This window comes from Micromonospora sp. LOL_025, from assembly GCF_048060285.1.
In the GTDB taxonomy this organism is placed as follows: Bacteria; Actinomycetota; Actinomycetes; order Mycobacteriales; family Micromonosporaceae; genus Micromonospora.
Genome location: NZ_JBHMIR010000004.1, coordinates 266686 through 283128, shown reverse-complemented (window position 1 = coordinate 283128; position 16443 = coordinate 266686). Strand labels below are relative to the sequence as shown.

Here is a 16443-nt window from a genome sequence, read left to right as displayed (position 1 = left end):
CCACCCGGATCGTGTCACCGGGCCGATCGCCACCCGGCCGGCGCTCAGCCGAGCACCTCGTAGCGGACCTCCACGTAACCGGCGTCGAGTGGGGCGATCCCGGCGAACGCGGCGCGGGACAGGTCCAGGCAGCGCCCCTCGATGAACGGGCCACGGTCGTTGACGCGCACCGTCACTGACCTGCCGTTCGCCGGGTTGGTGACCCGGACCCTCGTGTCGAACGGCAGGGTCTTGTGGGCGGCGGTCAGCGCGGACGGATCGAAGTTCTCGCCGTTGGCGGTGAGCTGCCCCTCGGAGTAGAACGAGGCGCCGCACGAACCGCTGTCGACGACTGGCCGGGCGGTGCTGCTCTTCTTCGTCGCGGTGGGCTTCGGCGCGGCGGTGCGCGGCTTGCTCCGGGAGGGGGCCTGGGCGGACCGGCTGGCCCTGGGGCTGGCGGTCGCGCTCGGCGACGCGCTGGCGCTCGGCGTAACGGCCGGCGGGGCGGCCGGCGAGGTGGGGGCCGCACTGGTCGGCAGGCCGCTGGGCGCGAGGTCGACCGCAGCCGGGCGGGCGGGCTCCGCGCCCGAGGTCAGCTGGACGGCGCCGACGGTGCCGCCGACGGCGAGGGCGACCCCGACCGCCGCAGTGGCCGCGATGCCGGCCGGCGAGGAGAACATGCGGGTACGGGAGTGCCTGCCAGTCACCGGGGCGGTCCTTTCGTCTTACGAGCAAATCGGGTCGGACCGTAACGAGAGAAGCACTTCCGAAGTCAACGTGGTCATGGTGGTATGGCCGCAATTACGGCGATACGTGTAGCCGATCATCCGATCCGACGTGGGCCGGGCGGCCCGGGTGCGGGGCGGGGCGCCCGGCCCGGTCCCCGTGGCGCAGGATGGGCCCATGCCCTCCGAGCTGAGCGGACGCCTCGCCGCGCTGGTCAGGTGGATCGATCCCGGCCCCGGCGCCACTCACCTGGTCAGCGACGTCTCCGGCTGGTGGCGGGACCCGGAGGTTCTCGCCCGGCTGGGGCCGGCCCTCGTGGCGCCGTTTCGGGCCGCCCGGCCGACGGTGGTCGTCTCGCCGGCGGTCACCGGGTACCTGCTCGGCCCGCTCGCCGCGACGGCGCTCGGGGTCGGCTTCGTACCGGCCCACAAGCCGGGCGACGGCCGGCTGCCCGCCGGGCCGCTCACCTGGGCGCAGAGCCCGCCGGACTTCCGGGGACGACGGGTCGACCTGGCCGTACGCGACCACGGCCTCGAAAGGGGTGACCGGGTGCTGGTGGTGGACGACTGGGTGGCGACCGGGGCGCAGGTCCGCGCGCTGTACGAGATCTGCGCCGCGCGGGGTGCGGAACCGGTCGGCACCGCCACGGTCGTACTCGACTGCCCCCCGGCGGTCGCCGCCGAACTGCGCGTCCGGGGAATCCTGGACGGTGCCGACCTGACGGCTTGACCTGAACCTCGGTTCAGGTCGGAGGCCCGGGGCCGCGCGGCACGGCGACGCGCACGTGGTCAAGCTGGCCGACGCGGTCCTCGAGGCGCACGCGGCGAGCGGCGACGAGCGGGTGCTCGCCGCCGTCGGCTATGCCGGTCAGCTGATCTGAACGAACGTCTCGACGGCCGTGCAGACCCGGCCGAGCGCCTCCGCCGAGCGGGCCAGCGGGCCCGGCACCATCAGCGCGTGGTCGGCCCGCTCGATCTCCACCACGTGCGGGGTGAGCCGGCGGGCGAGCGGGCCGTCCCAGGACGGGTCCGCCGTGCCGCCCACCAGCAGGAACGGCGCGGTGGCGCGGCGCAGGCCGTCGGCCACGGCGGGCACGTGGAGCAGCGGGGTGAGCCAGACGGCCGGCAGCCCGCGGTCGGCCGCGAGCGGCGTGGCCATCGAGCCGAGCGACTTGCCGACCAGCAGGTGCGTCGGCTCGGCGAGGGTCGGGGCGACCTGCCCGATCACCCATTCGATGGCCGGCCCCGGCCCCTCCCGGTCGGGGGCGAACCGCTCCGGCACCTCCCACGAGACGGCGTGCAGGGCGTAGCCGACGCGGCGCAGCGCCTCGCCGGCGTAGACGAAGAGCGGGAACCGGGTGTCGTAGCCCCGGCCGGGGATGAGCACCGCGCGCCTGTCCGCCATGCCGCCTCCGATCGTCGCCCCACCCACCGTAGCGCCCAGCACACCGACGGTGGGGGCGGAAATGCCACGACGGGTGATCGACGGCGACGGTACCGTCGGCAGGATGTGGCCTCGGATCGGTGGACTGCGCACCCTCGCCCTCGGCACCCCCGGCGAGCTGCGGACGCGGCTCAACACCCTGGTGCTCGCCGGGGTGAAGACGGCGACCGCCGGGCTGACCACGGAGTACGCCGAGGAGGGCGAGGAGCTGGAGCACGCCGGCGAGCGGCTGGCCCTCGTCGACGACGAGGACGCGCTGGTCGGCGTCGTGGAGGTCACCGGCGTCGAGGTGGTCCGTTTCGCGGACGTGCCGTGGGACTTCGCCCGCTCCGAAGGGGAGGGCGACCGTTCCATCGAGGAGTGGCGCGCCGGTCACGCCGCCTACTGGGCGCGCGTGGGCACCCCCGTCACCGACGACAGCGAGGTCGTCTGCATCCGGTTCCGGTTGGTCTCCGGCGGCGACGGCGGGATCACCACCGGAGACCTCGGCACCTGAGCGCGCCGGCTCGACGCGTCCGTCGGGCCGGCCGGGCTGACGCCTCCGGCACCACCTGCGCCAGGTACGCGCCCGGTCAGGCGCGACGCAGCTCGGGCAGGAGGCGGGTGGCGACGTCCGCCAGGACGGCCTCGTCGCCGGCGTACCAACTGCTGGCCCGGGGCCAGTGGGTCACCACGTCGGTGAAGCCGAGGGTGGCGGCCCGGCCGACCTGGTCGGCGAAGAAGTCGGCGCTGCGCAGCGAGAAGACCGGCGCGGAGTCGAGCGAGAGGTAGCGGTCCAGGGTGCCCGGGTCGCGGCCCGCCGCGGCGAGCGTCGTGTCCATCCGGGCGGTGGCCTCGGCCACCCCGTCCCACCAGCTGTCCAGGTCGTCCACCGTGGGCCCGGTGGTGACCCAGCCCTGGCCGAAGCGCGCCACCAGCCGCATCGACCGGGGCCCGTTGGCGGCCACCACGAACGGCACCCGGGGCGTCTGCACGCAGCCCGGGTCGTTGCGCGCGTCCACGGCGGTGAACCACTCCCCGCGCCAGGTCGTGCCGTTCTCGCGCAGGATGAGATCGAGCAGCTCGGTGAACTCGGCGAACCGGTCCACCCGCTGGCGCGGCGGCAGCGTCTCCCCGCCCAGCACGGCCGAGTCGAAGCCGATGCCGCCGGCACCGAGGCCGAGCAGCAGCCGCCCGCCGGAGACGTCGTCGAGCGCGGTGACCTGGCGGGCGAACGCCGCCGGGTGGCGGAAGTTCGGCGAGGCGACCAGCGTGCCGAGCCGGATCCGGGAGGTCACCGTCGCGGCGGCCGTCAGCGTGGTCACGGAGTCGAACCAGGGCCCGTCGACCAGGTCCCGCCAGCCCAGGTGGTCGTACGTCCAGGCGTGGTCGAAGCCCCACTCGTCCGCCTGCGACCAGCGGCGACGCGAGTCGGACCAACGCTGGTCGGGAAGGATCACGATGCCAATCCGCATGATCGCCAGCCTAGGCCTCGCGGCGGGGGGCGGGGCGGGCCAGGCCGTCGCCGTCCGCACGGACCTTGACCATGTATCGATGATCTGAATATGGTGTCGCCCGTGACCGCGATGCGAGAGCCGACCTTCCTGATCCTCACCGCACTCGCCGGTGGCCCTCGGCACGGCTACGGCATCATCCGCGAGGTCACCGTCCTGTCCGCGCAGCGCGTCACCCTGCTGCCGGGCACCCTCTACGCCGCGCTCGACCGGTTGCACGCGCAGGGGCTCGTCGCGCCCGACCGCGAGGAGACCGTCGACGGCCGGCTCCGCCGCTACTACCGCCTCACCCCGGACGGGATCGGCGCCCTGGACGTCGAGACCGCCCGGCTGCGCCAGCTCGCGACCGCCGCCGAGACCCGGCTGCGCGCGCTCCGCCCCGGCACCGCCTGACCGTCCCGCTCACCCGCCCCCGCGCCACCGCCTCCGGGCAGCACGACCGCACCGCCGCACCCGCACCACGCTCCGGCACCACCGTCTGCCGCACCCCCCGGTGCGTACCGATCGGAAGGACAGTCATGCCGACGACCGGCGACCCGCTCGCCCGCCGCTACCGGCGGCTGCTGTTCTGCCACCCCCGCGCCTACCGGCGGGCCCGGGCCGAGGAGATGGTCGGGGTCCTGCTGGACGCGGCGCCGCCGGGCCGCACCCGGCCCACGCCGCGCGAGGCCGCCAACCTGATCCGGCACGGCCTGCGCTGCCGGCTGGGACGACCGGCCAGCCGCACCGTCGGCGTCTGGGCCGCCCTCACCGCCGTCGTCTGTGGCCTGTTCACCGCTGCCCTCGCCACCCGGGCCGCCTGGGAGACCTCTCCGCCGCAGCCCGATCGGGCCGAGACCGCCGCCGTCTTCGCCGCCGTGCTGCCCGGTCACGACCTCGGCGACGTCGACCTGGCGCCGGCGCTCTTCACCTTCTACAGCCAGCCGCTCACCGTCCGGGCGCTCGACAACCTGCTGCTCGGCGACGGCGGCGAATACCAGCAGAGCGCCGTCGTGGCCGGCACGACAGGCACACCCCCGATGCCCGCCGACGAGACGCTCGCGCTGGCGCAGCGACGCCTGCGCGAGACCGGCTGGCAGGTGTACGAGCCGATGGTCCGCAGCGACCCGGGCTGTGTCGACAAGACGTGCGCCCCGGTCATCACGATCACCGGCACCACCCTGCTCGCCCAGCGCGGCGACACGGTCCTCCAACTCCATGTCGTCTCCCCGCCCTCGCCCGACGGCAGCAGCCTGTCGCTGACCCTGAGCCGGACGGCCCCGCCGGCCGTGCTGCCGGCCGGCGTCGCCGGCAGCCTGTGGGGAGCGGTCCTCGGCTGGCTGGTCTTCGGGTGGGCCAGCCGGCGCACCGAGGCGGGACACCCCGCCCGGGGAGCGGTCAGCGTCCTGCTCGCGATCACCCTGTTCCTCTGGTGGACGCCCGTACTGCTGGCCGCCCCGAGCCTGCTCCGGCACCACCGCGGCGAGCCGCACCCGACCTGGCACCCGCTGTGGGAGTGGCTGGGCCAGCCGGCGGCCTCACTGCTGTTCGTGGTGGGCGCGGCGAGCGCGCTGCTGGGGCTGGCGCTGGCCGCCCTGCCCCGGCGCAGCCCACTGCCGACGACCGCCGTCGGCTGACCGCCGGGGCATCATCCGGCGGAGCGACCGCCGTCAGTCCCACCAGAACGACCAGGAGTGCATGCCGAGGAGTTCCTCGGCATAGGCGGTCAGCGAGCCGGCGCCCTGCCAGATGTTGTCCGGACAGAAGGCGAAGTGCTCGGCCGCGACCGCCAGGGCGTGCCCGGTGGACATCGGTGGGGCGGCGACGGTGAGGTTCAGGGTGGCGAACCCGACGCCGACCACCCGTACGCCGAACCGGTCCTCCCAGCTGCGCAGCACCGCCGAGATCTCCCCGGCGTCACCGGTGTGGTTCGTCGGTCCGGACCAACCCACCACGGCCAGGGTGTCCGCGCTGCGGGTGGCCGGCACGAGCCCGAGACGCGTCCGCCCGTCCGCCAGGAACTCCGCGCACTCGTCGGCGAGCTCGTCGGGCGCCTCCGTCAGGTCGCCGGGCCTGACGAGACCGGGCCAGTTCCGGCCGTACGGGGCCCTGGCGGCCGACGTCTCGTCCTCGTCGACCGTCGTGCAGCCGGCCCACCATCGGGCCAGTAGTTCCGTGACGTCGTGGCGCTCCGGCGACGACGTGTCGGCCGGACGGACCTCGCCGTCGGCCCACGGGCGGCTCTCGTCGCTCGACAACCCGCTCAGCAGCAGCGGCCACAGCCCGGACTCCGGATGCAGCGCCCGCATCCGCGCCCACAGTCCCGGTTCGGCGGGGGCGTCGCTGAGCCAGTAGGGCGGCGGTCCGCCGTCCTCCGGCTCGACCGTGCGGCCGGGCGGCAGTGCCCCGGGCGGTAGCGAATTCAGCAACTGGGAGAGGTCCGGAGTCACGGCGAGAGCGTAGGCGGCCCGTACGACCAATCCCGGCCCTCGCGCAAGGCCCCGGACCGACCGGGGCCCGTACGGCTCGCCGCGGGAACACCCGGTCGCCGTCGATGCTCGGCGTGAACGCGGCTCCCGCCGCCGTCCGGCCGGCGGTGAATTTCGGTGGCTCAGCCCTGCCCGCAGGGGTTAGAACTTGGTCATGACCGCCGACATGGACGCCGACGAGGTCCACGCCGTCCTGGCCGCTCTCACCGATGCCGGGTGCCGGGCCTGGGTCGGCGGTGGATGGGGCGTCGACGCGCTCGTCGGACACCAGACGCGTACGCACCGCGACCTGGACCTGGCCATCGCCGCGGAGCAGGAAGCCGCGGCGATGAGGGCTCTCGGCCGGCTCGGCTACGTCGTCGAGACCGACTGGCGGCCGGTCCGCGTCGAGGTCGTCGCCGACGGGCGGGGGCGGGTCGACCTGCATCCGCTCACGTTCGACGAGGTCGGCGACGGCCACCAGGCCGGCCTCGACGGCGGCAGCTTCCGCTGGCCGAAGGGCTGCTTCACCACCGGCGCCATCGCCGGTCGCCGGGTCGACTGCATCTCGGTCGCCCAGCAACTGCTGTTCCACAGCGGCTACGAGCCGCGCGACGTGGACCGCGCCGACCTCGCCTGGCTGCACCGCCTCGCCGCGCGCCCGGCACCCGGCGACGAGCGGAGACCCTGAGCCGGCGGCCCCTCCGGACCGTGGACTTCGCCGGACCGTCCGAGGTGGTCCACCGGCTGCCCCGGCTTCGGTGTCGGGGCTGGCCGGTGCGGCTCCAGCCCGGACCCCGGTCCGCACCCGGGACCATCGACGTCGCGGAGCGGTCTGGTGCTCAGGCCGGCGTCAGGATCAGCCATCCGAAGCCGACGACGTCGCGGTAGCCGGTGAGGTATTCGACGCGCCGCTCGTCGGCGAACGCGCGCGCCTCCGGCGTGCCGAGGCGTTCGATGCCCGCACGCCAGTCGGACTCGAAGTCGTCCCACTCGGCGAGGGTGGACACGGCGACGTGCAGCGGTCGGAACCCCGCGTCCACGGCGAGCTGGGCCAGGCCGGCCAGGTCGGGCATGTCGCCGAAGGTCTCGCGGACCTGCTCGCCGGGGCTGGCCTGGTAGAGACCGTCGGCGAACAGCAGTCTGCCGCCGGGCAGGGTGAGCCGGTGCAGCGCGGCGAGGGCTCGCGCGGCGTCGCCCCAGATGTGGCCGGCCCCGACATTGACGACGAGGTGGGCGGGCCGGTCCCAGGTGGCCGCGTCAGCGCTGTGGAACGTGACCTGGTCGGAGGCTCCCCGCTCCGTCGCCCGCAGCCGGGCCTGCTCGGCGTCGCGCTCCACGCCGTCGCCGGCGATGCCGTGGGCCGCGCACAGCCGCAGGAGCAGCTCGCCGTTGCCACAGCCCAGGTCCAGGGCTCGCCAACCCGCCCCGGTGGGGGCCAGTCGCCGGACCAGGTCCGCTACCCGCTCCTCGCCGAGCGGCGAATTGAAGGTCAAATTGGCCGCGGCGGCGGCCAGGTACGTACTGCGATCCTGGCTGTTCACCGGCACACGGTACGACAGTGGGCCCGTGCCCGAGGGGCACCGAACCCGACGGTCGGCGCTCCCGTCCTGGTCAGAGCCCTCGATGTGGAGGGGAGACGGAAATCGGACCCGCGTGTGCGGCTTGGACCGCCCATCGGTCGCGACCCGGGGAGCCGGTTGCCTGGCCTCAGCGGTACGGGAGCCGGCCGCTTTCGACCGCCGACCGGTGCGCGCTCGCCTGCGGCAACGCCCACCGGGACGCCGAAGGGCCCGGATCCGCATGGTTCCGGGCCCTCGCACGGCACCGTCTTCAGCTGGCCGTGATGGTGAACGAGGTGGTGTCGTCCGCCGGGTTCACGTCGGTCAGGCTGGTGATGAAGTCCGAGTGGAACGTGTACGAGCCCGTGCCCAGTTCACCCGCCGGCGTGCCGGCCGGCGCGGTGAGGATGACGTCGAACGTGCGCGCCTCGCCCGGCACGAACCGGCCGCCCGGCACGGTGAACCAGTCCCAGGAACTCGGCATGTCCTGCGGCTCGATGTGGTCCACCACCACGCCGGCCGGCAGGTCGGCGATGACGTTCAGCCCGAACGAGGGCGCGTCGTTGCCGTACCGGACGGTCAGCGGCATGCGGCCCAGGAGGCTCCCGTCGGACAGCCGGTCGAGCCTGACCGCGTTCGCGCTCAACGAGACGTCGGTCTGGGTCGCCTGCACGTACGGACGCGGATTGGTGATCTTGCCCTTCGTGGAGCGGAAGAGGGTCGTGAACGAGGCCCGCTCGACCGGGTCCTGATCGCCGTTCCCCACCACGCCGATCCAGCTGTCGCCGACGACCATCGGGTAGTCGCGCGGGGTCGTCCGGACGTGGAACCGGACGCTGTGCGCCCGACTGGCGCCGGGTGCCAGTTCGCCGCTCCCGTTGCCGCAGTTCTGCATGGTGCGGATGCCGACCGTACCCAGCCACACGCAGGCGTCCTCGGGATAGACGCGACCATCCGCGGCTCCGGCCGGTTCGAGAAAGGACAAGCTGTAGAAGCTGGCGGTCGGGCTGTTGTTGGTGACCGTGGCGTTGAGGGTGCCGACGTAGCCCTGGTCGGTCGGCTCCAGGACCAACTGCCCCGCCGTGATGGACAGCGTGCCGGTGCTGGACTTGTGCGGCGCGGCTGCGGCCGGGGCCGTGGTGCCGATCAGGGCGACGGCCAGGCCGACCGCGACCGCGGCGATGCGGCGTCCGGTGGACAGAGTGATGGACATGCTGAGACGTATCTTCCCCCGTGTTTCATCACGCGTCGTAGTGGACGCGCGCTGGATGAGCAACATAGCCAAGCCGGTTCCGGCTGCGCTGTCCCACGGGGCAAAACGGGCGCACTCGGCTCCCGGCCGCCGTTCCACCTGCCTGCCGTTCCTCCACTGCCCCGACCGTGGCCGGATCGGGCGGCGACGGAGCAGAGGCCGGACCTGCCCGTCGGGCGCCCGGTCTGGTTGCTGGACGTGGGTGGTTTCTCCACGTGAAGCGGCCGGGCTGGCGCGGGCCACCCCCGGAAGGCCTTCATGAGTCCGGCGTCGTGGTCGTCCGCTGGCGCCGGGCACGGCTGGCTCAGCGCATACGATCACGCCCGTGGAGGGTCTGGGAGCCCTCGGCGCGGTGCTCTGCGGCGCGCTGAGTTGCCTGTTCGCATGCCTGATGCTCTGTGCCGTCGCTGCGGCTTGGGCAGCTTGGCCCACGCGCCGGTAGTGGCCACGGCCCGCCACGGACGGTGGTTCACCTCCAGGAGTCGAACTGGGCAAAGGACGCCCGCGTGTTCGCGCCGGAAGGGAGCGTCTGGCCGGATCTGTGGCTGGGAGCCCTGTTTCTCGCCGGAGCGCTGTGGCAGCACCGTCGCACCCGGCGGGCCTCCGCCTTTCCGGCCGGCGGCAAGCGGTGACCGTGCCGTCGGCACGAAGGGGCGGCTCCACCGGCCGTGGTGCGCAAGAAGCCTGCGGCCGGTGGCCGGTCTGGTTGCGTCCCGTGCCCGCCCGTGACCGCTCAGCCCTCTGGCTACTGGTCCGTGGGTGGCCCATCGGACTCAGCCTGCCGCTCGGCTTGCCAGCGGGCGTGTCCCTTCAGCAGGTATCCGGTCCAGTAGATGGCGAACAGGATCAGGAAGCACGTGAAGAACACCCCCGAGACGATGCTCGCAATGACGAGTGCTTCCCTGCCGTCAGACAGCCCGTGTGCGGCGAATCCGGCGAGACCCAGGAAGAAGAAAATGACCATGTAGATAGGCAGCGTCGCGCTGTCAGCCGGGTGAGGAACGCGAGGCAGCCATGGGGCCTGAGGGTCTTTGTCGATCACGCCCGTGAGTATCGAGGACGCTCGCGGTGGGAGCTAGCGGATCTCCTCGTCGCCCTGGGCCGCCCGATGACCGACCGGAGGTCGCCGGCAGCTGGGGATGACCAGGGCTGATGGCACACGACATGATCGTTGGCTTCGGAACGCCGAAGGCCCTGGTCGGGGCTCGCGTCCTGACCAGGGCCTCTCGCGTGGAGCGGGTGACGGGAATCGAACCCGCACTGTCAGCTTGGGAAGCTGATGTTCTGCCATTGAACTACACCCGCAGGCGGCACCACTGTACCTGAGTCGTCACGCCGGTGCACCCAGGCACCCCTCCGACACCACCCGCGCCCCGATCTTGGCAGCAAACGGCCCCCATAGGGGCCCGAACTCACCAAGATCGCCGCGCCACCGCCGCGCCGCGCCACCGTTCTGGTCCGAACCGGGACCGCGAGCCGCGTTCGCCATCGCCGCACGTCGATCATGAAACGCGTACCGCCAGGAAAAAGTTCCACCGCGGCAACATATGGGCGTTTTCAAATACCTCGATCGGTTGTAACGTCTGCCCAACGTTCCAGCCACGGCGTGACACACCCCCTGTCGCGCCGCCAGAAAGAGGTGGGCCCATGGGACTCCGTCCCAACCTGCTGACCCGGCGTACGGCCGGTGTCGCGTCGACGACCCTCGCGCTGCTGCTCAGCACCGCCGCCGTGGGCGTCGTGCCGGCCGCTTCGGCCTTCTCCGCCGCCCCGACCGAGGTCTGCGTCGAGCCGGCCGACGTCCACTCGGACGCCCGCGTCAAGCCCGGCGGCGGCGCCGAGCACGAGCCGAACGAGCTGACCCTCGCGGAGACCCGCGAGCGCGAGGCCGACCTGGCCGCCGCCCTGCGCGAGCGGGCGCGGTTCCGCGCCGGCGCCGGCGCCTCCACGATGGCCGCCACCGTCACCATTCCCGTGGTGGTGCACGTGATCCAGGAGAACAGCACCCGGGCCGGCGGCAACATCCCCGACTCGCTGATCAACTCGCAGATCAGCGTGCTGAACCAGTCGTTCAGCGGGGCGACCGGCGGCGCGTCCACCGCGTTCAGCTTCCAGCTCCAGAAGATCAACCGGGTGACGAACCCGTCGTGGTACCCGATCGTGCAGGGTTCCTCGGCGGAGCGGTCGATGAAGACCTCGCTGCGCACGGGCGGCAAGAACACCCTCAACATCTACCTGGGCGAGCTGAGCGACAGCCTGCTCGGCTGGGCGACCTTCCCGACCCGGAAGCTCAGCAGCATGGACGGCGTCGTCGTGCTGAGCGAGTCGCTGCCGGGCGGCACCGCCACCAACTACAACCAGGGCGACACGGGCACCCACGAGGTCGGCCACTGGCTGAACCTCTACCACACCTTCCAGGGCGGCTGCTCCGGCTCGGGCGACAGCGTCAGCGACACCGCCGCCGAGGCGTCGCCGGCCTCCGGCTGCCCGACCGGGCGCGACACCTGCACCGCGCCCGGCGTCGACCCGATCACCAACTTCATGGACTACAGCTACGACTCCTGCATGTACCAGTTCACCGCCGGGCAGGCCAGCCGCATGCTGACCGCCTGGAACGCCTACCGCGCGGCGTAGTTCCGCCGTACGACCGCACCGGTGCCGGCCTCGCTCGACGGGGCCGGCACCGGTGTCTGTGCGGCCGGGCACACGGGGGCGCGGCGGTGGTCACGGTGCGGCGCCCCGGAGGGGGACGGCCCGGGGCGCCGCACCGCGTCTCAGGCGGCGGGGCGGGCGGCGTGGTCGCCGGCGCACCCCGACCTGGTCTCGGGCATGAGCGCGGTGCCGGTGGCTGCCGCGTGGGGGTCGAGCCACACCTGGACGGCGGGCCGGCCGTGTCCCTCGCCGGCGCCGCCCGCGACGCCGGACTCGCGGCGGGCCAGCATCGCCACGTCGACGGTGAACTCGAAGACCCGCCAGTCGACCTGCGGCGCGGCCCGGTGGCTGTGGGCCAGCCGGGCGACCCGGGCCGGATCGGTCACCGGTTGGGCGTGGCCGGCGACGTAGGCTTCGTCGTCGCTCTCCTCCGGCGGGAAGGAGTGCAGCGCGTAGCGGCCGTCGCGCTCCAGGTCGCGCCGCTTGGGCGAGTCGACGACGAAGCAGAAGAGCCCCTCGTCGGTGATCACCGGGGAGACCGGGTGCACCCGGGGACCGCCGTCGGCGCGGACGGTGGCCAGGTAGCCGAAGCCCGGCCCGTACTGCTGCATGAGAAGGCGGATCCCGTCGGCGAGGCGGGGCTCGTCGGCGGCGAATTCGGACCAGGAAGCCATGCGGGCATTCTATCGAACAAACGTTCGAACACGCACTCCGACACGCAGGTCACCCGTGTCGCTCGCTAAGGTGTGCGGATGCTGCTCTCCGACCGCGACCTGGCCTCCGAGATCGAGGCGGGCACGCTCGCGCTGGAGCCGTTCGAGCCCGCGCTGGTGCAACCGTCCAGCATCGACGTACGCCTGGACAAGCTCTTTCGGGTCTTCAACAACCACCTCTACACCCACATCGACCCCGCGCAGCAGCAGGACGACCTGACGTCGATGGTCGAGGTGCCGGAGGGCGAGCCGTACGTGCTGCATCCGGGCGAGTTCGTGCTCGCCTCGACGCTGGAGGTGATCACGCTCGGCGACCAGCTCGCCGGCCGCCTCGAAGGGAAGAGCTCCCTGGGCCGGCTCGGCCTGCTCACCCACTCCACGGCGGGCTTCATCGACCCGGGCTTCTCCGGTCACGTGACCCTCGAACTGTCCAACGTGGCCAACCTGCCGATCACCCTCTGGCCGGGCATGAAGATCGGGCAGCTCTGCATCTTCCGGCTCTCGTCGCCGGCGCAGCACCCGTACGGCTCGGCCGTCTACGGCTCGCGCTACCAGGGGCAGCGCGGGCCGACCCCGAGCCGTTCCTGGCAGCACTGGCGCACGTGGCCGACCCGCTGACCCGGACCTAGCGGGCCTGCGGAGGGCCCCCGCCGGGCAGGGCCCCCCGCGTGCCTCAGCCGGGTCGGCCGTAGCTGTGGATCGGGCCGTCGTCGACCTTCTTCATCTTGATCGGCACCCCGGCGCGGGAGGCGTGCACCACCCAGCCCCCGCCGACGTACATGCCGACGTGGTGCAGGTCGCTGTAGTAGAAGACGAGGTCACCCGGGCGCAACTCCCCCCGGCTGACGGTCGCGGTGGCCCGGCGCTGCTGCGCGGCGTTGTGCGGCAGCGAGACCCCGGCCTTGGCCCAGGCGGCGAGCATCAGGCCGGAGCAGTCGTACGAGTTCGGACCCTCGGCGCCCCAGACGTAGGGCTTGCCGATCTGCGCGCAGGCGAACTTCACGGCGGTGCCGGCCGCGCCGCCGGGATAGCTGGCGGGGCAGGGCGCGGGGCGCAGCGGCCCGCCACCGCCGTTGCCGTAGATCCGCAGCCGCAGCTTCTGCAACCGGTCGATCTCGGCGTTGATCTGCTTCTTCTTCGCCGCGAGCTGGGCCTCGGTGCGGCTGAGCTGGACGACCATCTCGTCCAGCGGCGCCTTCCGGGCGGCCAGCCGGTCGCGCAGCTCGGCGACCTGCCGCACGTCCTGCTGCTGGTGCTGGGCGAACCGGTCGAGCAGTTCGAGTTGCCCGACCATCTCGCTCGGTGAGCGGCTGCCCAGCAGGGCGTTGACGGCGGAGACGTTCTCGCCCTTGTAGGCGCGGGCGGCCAGCGCGCCCACCTTCTCCATCGCCTGGTCGACCTGCTTCTCCAGCGGCCCGATCTGCGCGGCGAGCGCGTCGGCCTGCTTCCGCCTGGCGGCCAGGTCCTGTCGGGTGGCGTTGTGCCGTTCGATGACCGGTTCGAGCTTGTTCCAGTCCTCGTCGATCTGCCGTTCGATCTCGGCGACCGTCGGTTCGGCGTGGGCCGCCGTGGCGCCGCCGGTCAGGACGACGGCGAACGCGGCCAGGGCGGCGAGGGCGGTGGTGCAGCGGTACCAGCGTGGGCGCGGCGCAGCCGTCACCGGGTCGGCGAGGGCCGACCGGGTCGACGGTGGCCGCGGGGCATGGTGTGCCACCGGGCTTCGTACTCCTTCTTCCGGACCGCCTACCGGGTTAGCTGACGGGTTCGGGCGGGAAGGGGCGCCCTACCGCAGGATCGCGGATTCACCCCGGGGAACCTGGGTCCCCGGCTCGCTCGGGAGCGACTCGGCGGTGTCGGACCGTCACCGCCCTGGTTGGACGGATTGTCACCGGCCGACGAATGACCAGAGTAGAGACGACCGTTATCGATCCGCAACCCTGCGGACGGTGACACTCCGTGCCCACCCGCGCCGGACGAATCCGCAACCCGGGCGACGAAGATTTCCTTCCTCATGAAGTGTCTGACGGAAAGGTATTGACCGGAGGCGGCGGACGGGGCGAAGGTGACCCCACCTTTGCCCGTCCGAACTGGGGGTCTGATGCACCTGTCAGCGACATCGAGGAGCAGACGCGTCCTGCTGGCCGCCGCCATGGCCGCCGCCATGGCCGCGACGCCGCTCACCGCCGCCGGATCCGCCGCCGCAGCAGCGCCGGTGGACGACCGGCAGCAGCAGTACGCGGCCGCGGCGGCCGAGTACGGCGTGCCGGAGAGCGTCCTGCTCGGGGTCTCCTACCTGCAGTCCCGCTGGGACACCAACGCCGGCACGCCCAGCACCAGCGGCGGCTACGGACCGATGCACCTCACCGACGCCGAACACGTCGCCGCCCTGTCCGGCGGCACGCACCACGACGAGGGCACCGAGGACCCGCGCGGCGACGACTCCCGCCCGTCCCTGGCCGAGGCCCACGAGCCGCCGGCCGCTCCGCCGCCCGCCGAGGCCGCACTGCGGACCGTCGACGCCGCCGCCGACCTGACCGGCGCCAGCGAGGAGTCGCTGCGGACGGACGTCACGGCGAACATCCGGGGCGGCGCGGCGCTGCTGGCCGCGTACCAGAAGGAGATCGGCGCCCCGGTCGGCGCCGACACCGACCCGGCGGCCTGGTACGGCGCGGTGGCCCGGTACTCCGGCGCGGACAGCGCCGACGCCGCGGCGGCCTTCGCCAACGAGGTGTACGCCACCATCGCCACGGGCGACAGCCGGGTGACCGACGACGGGCAGCGGGTCACGCTGGCCGGCCGCGCGATCCAGCCCGACCGCTCCTGGCTGGACCGGCTGCGCCTGCGCAAGCTCACCCGGCCGGACGGCCTTGAGTGCCCGAGCGACATCTCCTGCGAGTGGATCCCGGCCCCCTACCAGCAGTACGGCCCCACGGTGGGCGACTACGGCAACCACGACCTGGGGAACCGGCCCGCGCAGCAGAAGATCGAGTACATCGTCATCCACGACACCGAGGGCTACTTCGGTCCCAGCGTCAACCTGGTCAAGGACCCGAAGCGGGTGGGCTGGCACTACACCCTGCGCTCGGTGGACGGGCACATCGCCCAGCACATCAAGACCAAGAACGTCGGCTGGCACGCCGGCAACTGGTACGTGAACTCCAAGTCCATCGGCCTGGAGCACGAGGGCTTCGCCGGGCACGGCACCTGGTACACCGAGGCGATGTACCGCACCTCGGCCAAGCTGGTCCGCCACCTGGCGCGGGCGTACAACATCCCGCTGGACCGCAACCACATCATCGGTCACGACAACGTCCCCGGCACCGTCGCCGCGAACGTGCGCGGCATGCACTGGGACCCGGGACCGTACTGGAACTGGTCGCACTATTTCGACCTGCTCAAGGCGCCGTTCTTCTCGACCGGCACGCACCGCACCGGGCTGGTCACCATCGACCCGGACTTCGCCACCAACCAGCCGCCCTTCACCGGCTGCAACCGGCAGCCCCCGGGCGTGCCGAACCCGCCCCCGGCGACCGCCCCCTGCCCGCTGCGCGGCTCCTCGGCGCTGTTCCTGCACAACGCGCCGAGCCACGACGCGCCGCTGCTCAACGACATCGCGCTGCGACCCGACGGCACCCCGAACACCACGTACGTCTCCGACCACGGCGCCCGGGTCTCGGCCGGACAGACGTACGCGCTGGCCGAGGTGCAGGGCGACTGGACCGCGATCTGGTACCTCGGCCAGAAGGGGTGGTTCCACAACCCCGCCGCCAAGCCGACGGCGAAATGGTCCGTCGGGCTCGTGGTGACCCCGAAGGCCGGTAAGGCCACCATCCCGGTGTACGGCCGGGCCTACCCGGAGCAGGCCGCGTACCCGGAGGGCGTCCCGTACCAGACGATCTCGCCGCTGCAGTACACCCTCTCGGCCGGCCAGCGGTACGCCGTCGGCAACCTGCTCCCCGGCGAGTACTACCGGGCCACCACGTTCGACGGCTCCGCCCCCCACGACCGGACGGTCGTCCGGGGCGACAACAGGTACGTGCAGGTCCAGTTCGGTCACCGGATCATGTACGTCAACCTGGACGACGTGAACCTGGTGCCGTCCCCGCTGGGCGCGCCCCGCTGATCCCACCCGCACGACGAGGGCCCCCGGTCGGGATCGACCGGGGGCCCTCTCGT

General features: G+C 73.0%; 17 protein-coding genes, 1 tRNA gene and 1 riboswitch. Of the genes, 8 read left to right on the top strand and 10 right to left on the bottom strand.

What is annotated here, in order from left to right; genetic code table 11:
• Positions 1 to 44: 44 nt before the first annotated feature.
• Positions 45 to 686 carry a septal ring lytic transglycosylase RlpA family protein gene (locus tag ACFHW0_RS08145; protein ID WP_416606563.1) on the bottom strand — a complete coding sequence of 214 codons (642 nt, stop codon included), beginning with the start codon at positions 684 to 686 and terminating at the stop codon, positions 45 to 47.
• A gap of 196 nt (positions 687 to 882) precedes the next feature.
• On the opposite strand from ACFHW0_RS08145, the gene ACFHW0_RS08140 reads away from it, so the two are divergent.
• The gene (locus ACFHW0_RS08140; RefSeq protein WP_416606561.1) at positions 883 to 1434 is read left to right on the top strand and encodes a phosphoribosyltransferase family protein; all 552 of its coding nucleotides are present in this window, start codon (positions 883 to 885) and stop codon (positions 1432 to 1434) included.
• Between the two features lie 138 nt (positions 1435 to 1572).
• Here the strand turns inward: ACFHW0_RS08140 and ACFHW0_RS08135 are convergent, their stop codons facing one another.
• Positions 1573 to 2109 carry an alpha/beta hydrolase gene (locus ACFHW0_RS08135; protein ID WP_416606559.1) on the bottom strand — a complete coding sequence of 179 codons (537 nt, stop codon included), beginning with the start codon at positions 2107 to 2109 and terminating at the stop codon, positions 1573 to 1575.
• Positions 2110 to 2212: 103 nt separating this feature from the next.
• Here ACFHW0_RS08135 and ACFHW0_RS08130 point away from each other — a divergent pair, with 103 nt between their 5' ends.
• On the top strand, positions 2213 to 2644 hold the full coding sequence (locus ACFHW0_RS08130) for an ASCH domain-containing protein (RefSeq protein ID WP_121399144.1): 432 nt from the start codon (positions 2213 to 2215) through the stop codon (positions 2642 to 2644).
• 76 nt (positions 2645 to 2720) lie between these two features.
• On the opposite strand, the gene ACFHW0_RS08125 is transcribed toward ACFHW0_RS08130, so the two are convergent.
• Entirely contained in the window at positions 2721 to 3602 is an 882-nt protein-coding gene (locus tag ACFHW0_RS08125; RefSeq protein ID WP_416606557.1) for an LLM class flavin-dependent oxidoreductase, read from the bottom strand.
• A 111-nt stretch (positions 3603 to 3713) separates the two neighbouring features.
• On the opposite strand from ACFHW0_RS08125, the gene ACFHW0_RS08120 reads away from it, so the two are divergent.
• Both ACFHW0_RS08120 and ACFHW0_RS08115 read left to right on the top strand, forming a co-directional pair.
• The gene (locus tag ACFHW0_RS08120; RefSeq protein WP_416606722.1) at positions 3714 to 4034 is read left to right on the top strand and encodes a PadR family transcriptional regulator; all 321 of its coding nucleotides are present in this window, start codon (positions 3714 to 3716) and stop codon (positions 4032 to 4034) included.
• 125 nt (positions 4035 to 4159) lie between these two features.
• Positions 4160 to 5257: a hypothetical protein gene (locus tag ACFHW0_RS08115; protein WP_416606555.1), complete on the top strand. Its 1098-nt coding sequence runs from the start codon at positions 4160 to 4162 to the stop codon at positions 5255 to 5257.
• Positions 5258 to 5290: 33 nt separating this feature from the next.
• On the opposite strand, the gene ACFHW0_RS08110 is transcribed toward ACFHW0_RS08115, so the two are convergent.
• Entirely contained in the window at positions 5291 to 6070 is a 780-nt protein-coding gene (locus ACFHW0_RS08110; RefSeq protein WP_416606552.1) for a DUF4253 domain-containing protein, read from the bottom strand.
• Between the two features lie 193 nt (positions 6071 to 6263).
• Between ACFHW0_RS08110 and ACFHW0_RS08105 the strand changes: the two genes are divergently transcribed.
• Complete coding sequence (locus ACFHW0_RS08105; RefSeq protein WP_416606550.1) at positions 6264 to 6779, top strand: nucleotidyltransferase domain-containing protein; 516 nt, start codon at positions 6264 to 6266, stop codon at positions 6777 to 6779.
• A gap of 151 nt (positions 6780 to 6930) precedes the next feature.
• On the opposite strand, the gene ACFHW0_RS08100 is transcribed toward ACFHW0_RS08105, so the two are convergent.
• The 4 genes from ACFHW0_RS08100 to ACFHW0_RS08085 form a co-directional block, all read right to left on the bottom strand.
• Entirely contained in the window at positions 6931 to 7632 is a 702-nt protein-coding gene (locus tag ACFHW0_RS08100) for an SAM-dependent methyltransferase (RefSeq protein ID WP_416606547.1), read from the bottom strand.
• A 289-nt stretch (positions 7633 to 7921) separates the two neighbouring features.
• Entirely contained in the window at positions 7922 to 8863 is a 942-nt protein-coding gene (locus ACFHW0_RS08095; RefSeq protein ID WP_416606544.1) for a hypothetical protein, read from the bottom strand.
• A gap of 784 nt (positions 8864 to 9647) precedes the next feature.
• Positions 9648 to 9944: a hypothetical protein gene (locus ACFHW0_RS08090; RefSeq protein ID WP_416606542.1), complete on the bottom strand. Its 297-nt coding sequence runs from the start codon at positions 9942 to 9944 to the stop codon at positions 9648 to 9650.
• 189 nt (positions 9945 to 10133) lie between these two features.
• Positions 10134 to 10207: transfer RNA gene (locus ACFHW0_RS08085), tRNA-Gly, on the bottom strand.
• A gap of 342 nt (positions 10208 to 10549) precedes the next feature.
• Between ACFHW0_RS08085 and ACFHW0_RS08080 the strand changes: the two genes are divergently transcribed.
• Positions 10550 to 11536: a zinc metalloprotease gene (locus tag ACFHW0_RS08080; RefSeq protein ID WP_416606540.1), complete on the top strand. Its 987-nt coding sequence runs from the start codon at positions 10550 to 10552 to the stop codon at positions 11534 to 11536.
• A 140-nt stretch (positions 11537 to 11676) separates the two neighbouring features.
• Here ACFHW0_RS08080 and ACFHW0_RS08075 read toward each other — a convergent pair whose 3' ends face one another.
• A complete protein-coding gene (locus ACFHW0_RS08075; protein WP_416606538.1) occupies positions 11677 to 12228 on the bottom strand; it encodes a pyridoxamine 5'-phosphate oxidase family protein in 552 nt (183 codons plus the stop codon).
• A gap of 78 nt (positions 12229 to 12306) precedes the next feature.
• Between ACFHW0_RS08075 and dcd the strand changes: the two genes are divergently transcribed.
• Positions 12307 to 12885, top strand: a complete 579-nt coding sequence (dcd, locus tag ACFHW0_RS08070; protein WP_121397319.1) for a dCTP deaminase — start codon at positions 12307 to 12309, stop codon at positions 12883 to 12885.
• 55 nt (positions 12886 to 12940) lie between these two features.
• Here dcd and ACFHW0_RS08065 read toward each other — a convergent pair whose 3' ends face one another.
• Positions 12941 to 13981 carry an NlpC/P60 family protein gene (locus tag ACFHW0_RS08065; RefSeq protein WP_416606535.1) on the bottom strand — a complete coding sequence of 347 codons (1041 nt, stop codon included), beginning with the start codon at positions 13979 to 13981 and terminating at the stop codon, positions 12941 to 12943.
• Positions 13982 to 13993: 12 nt separating this feature from the next.
• A riboswitch (cyclic di-AMP (ydaO/yuaA leader) is annotated at positions 13994 to 14127 on the bottom strand.
• A gap of 238 nt (positions 14128 to 14365) precedes the next feature.
• Between ACFHW0_RS08065 and ACFHW0_RS08060 the strand changes: the two genes are divergently transcribed.
• The gene (locus tag ACFHW0_RS08060; RefSeq protein ID WP_416606533.1) at positions 14366 to 16390 is read left to right on the top strand and encodes an N-acetylmuramoyl-L-alanine amidase; all 2025 of its coding nucleotides are present in this window, start codon (positions 14366 to 14368) and stop codon (positions 16388 to 16390) included.
• Positions 16391 to 16443 lie beyond the last annotated feature (53 nt).

What these genes read in the sequence shown, in the direction of transcription:
- ACFHW0_RS08140 (WP_416606561.1), top strand. Translation starts at nt 883, where the DNA reads ATGCCCTCCGAGCTGAGCGGACGCCTCGCCGCGCTGGTCAGGTGGATC.
- ACFHW0_RS08135 (WP_416606559.1), bottom strand. Translation starts at nt 2,109, where the DNA reads ATGGCGGACAGGCGCGCGGTGCTCATCCCCGGCCGGGGCTACGACACC.
- ACFHW0_RS08130 (WP_121399144.1), top strand. Translation starts at nt 2,213, where the DNA reads ATGTGGCCTCGGATCGGTGGACTGCGCACCCTCGCCCTCGGCACCCCC.
- ACFHW0_RS08125 (WP_416606557.1), bottom strand. Translation starts at nt 3,602, where the DNA reads ATGCGGATTGGCATCGTGATCCTTCCCGACCAGCGTTGGTCCGACTCG.
- ACFHW0_RS08120 (WP_416606722.1), top strand. Translation starts at nt 3,714, where the DNA reads ATGCGAGAGCCGACCTTCCTGATCCTCACCGCACTCGCCGGTGGCCCT.
- ACFHW0_RS08115 (WP_416606555.1), top strand. Translation starts at nt 4,160, where the DNA reads ATGCCGACGACCGGCGACCCGCTCGCCCGCCGCTACCGGCGGCTGCTG.
- ACFHW0_RS08105 (WP_416606550.1), top strand. Translation starts at nt 6,264, where the DNA reads ATGACCGCCGACATGGACGCCGACGAGGTCCACGCCGTCCTGGCCGCT.
- ACFHW0_RS08095 (WP_416606544.1), bottom strand. Translation starts at nt 8,863, where the DNA reads ATGTCCATCACTCTGTCCACCGGACGCCGCATCGCCGCGGTCGCGGTC.
- ACFHW0_RS08080 (WP_416606540.1), top strand. Translation starts at nt 10,550, where the DNA reads ATGGGACTCCGTCCCAACCTGCTGACCCGGCGTACGGCCGGTGTCGCG.
- ACFHW0_RS08075 (WP_416606538.1), bottom strand. Translation starts at nt 12,228, where the DNA reads ATGGCTTCCTGGTCCGAATTCGCCGCCGACGAGCCCCGCCTCGCCGAC.
- dcd (WP_121397319.1), top strand. Translation starts at nt 12,307, where the DNA reads ATGCTGCTCTCCGACCGCGACCTGGCCTCCGAGATCGAGGCGGGCACG.
- ACFHW0_RS08060 (WP_416606533.1), top strand. Translation starts at nt 14,366, where the DNA reads ATGCACCTGTCAGCGACATCGAGGAGCAGACGCGTCCTGCTGGCCGCC.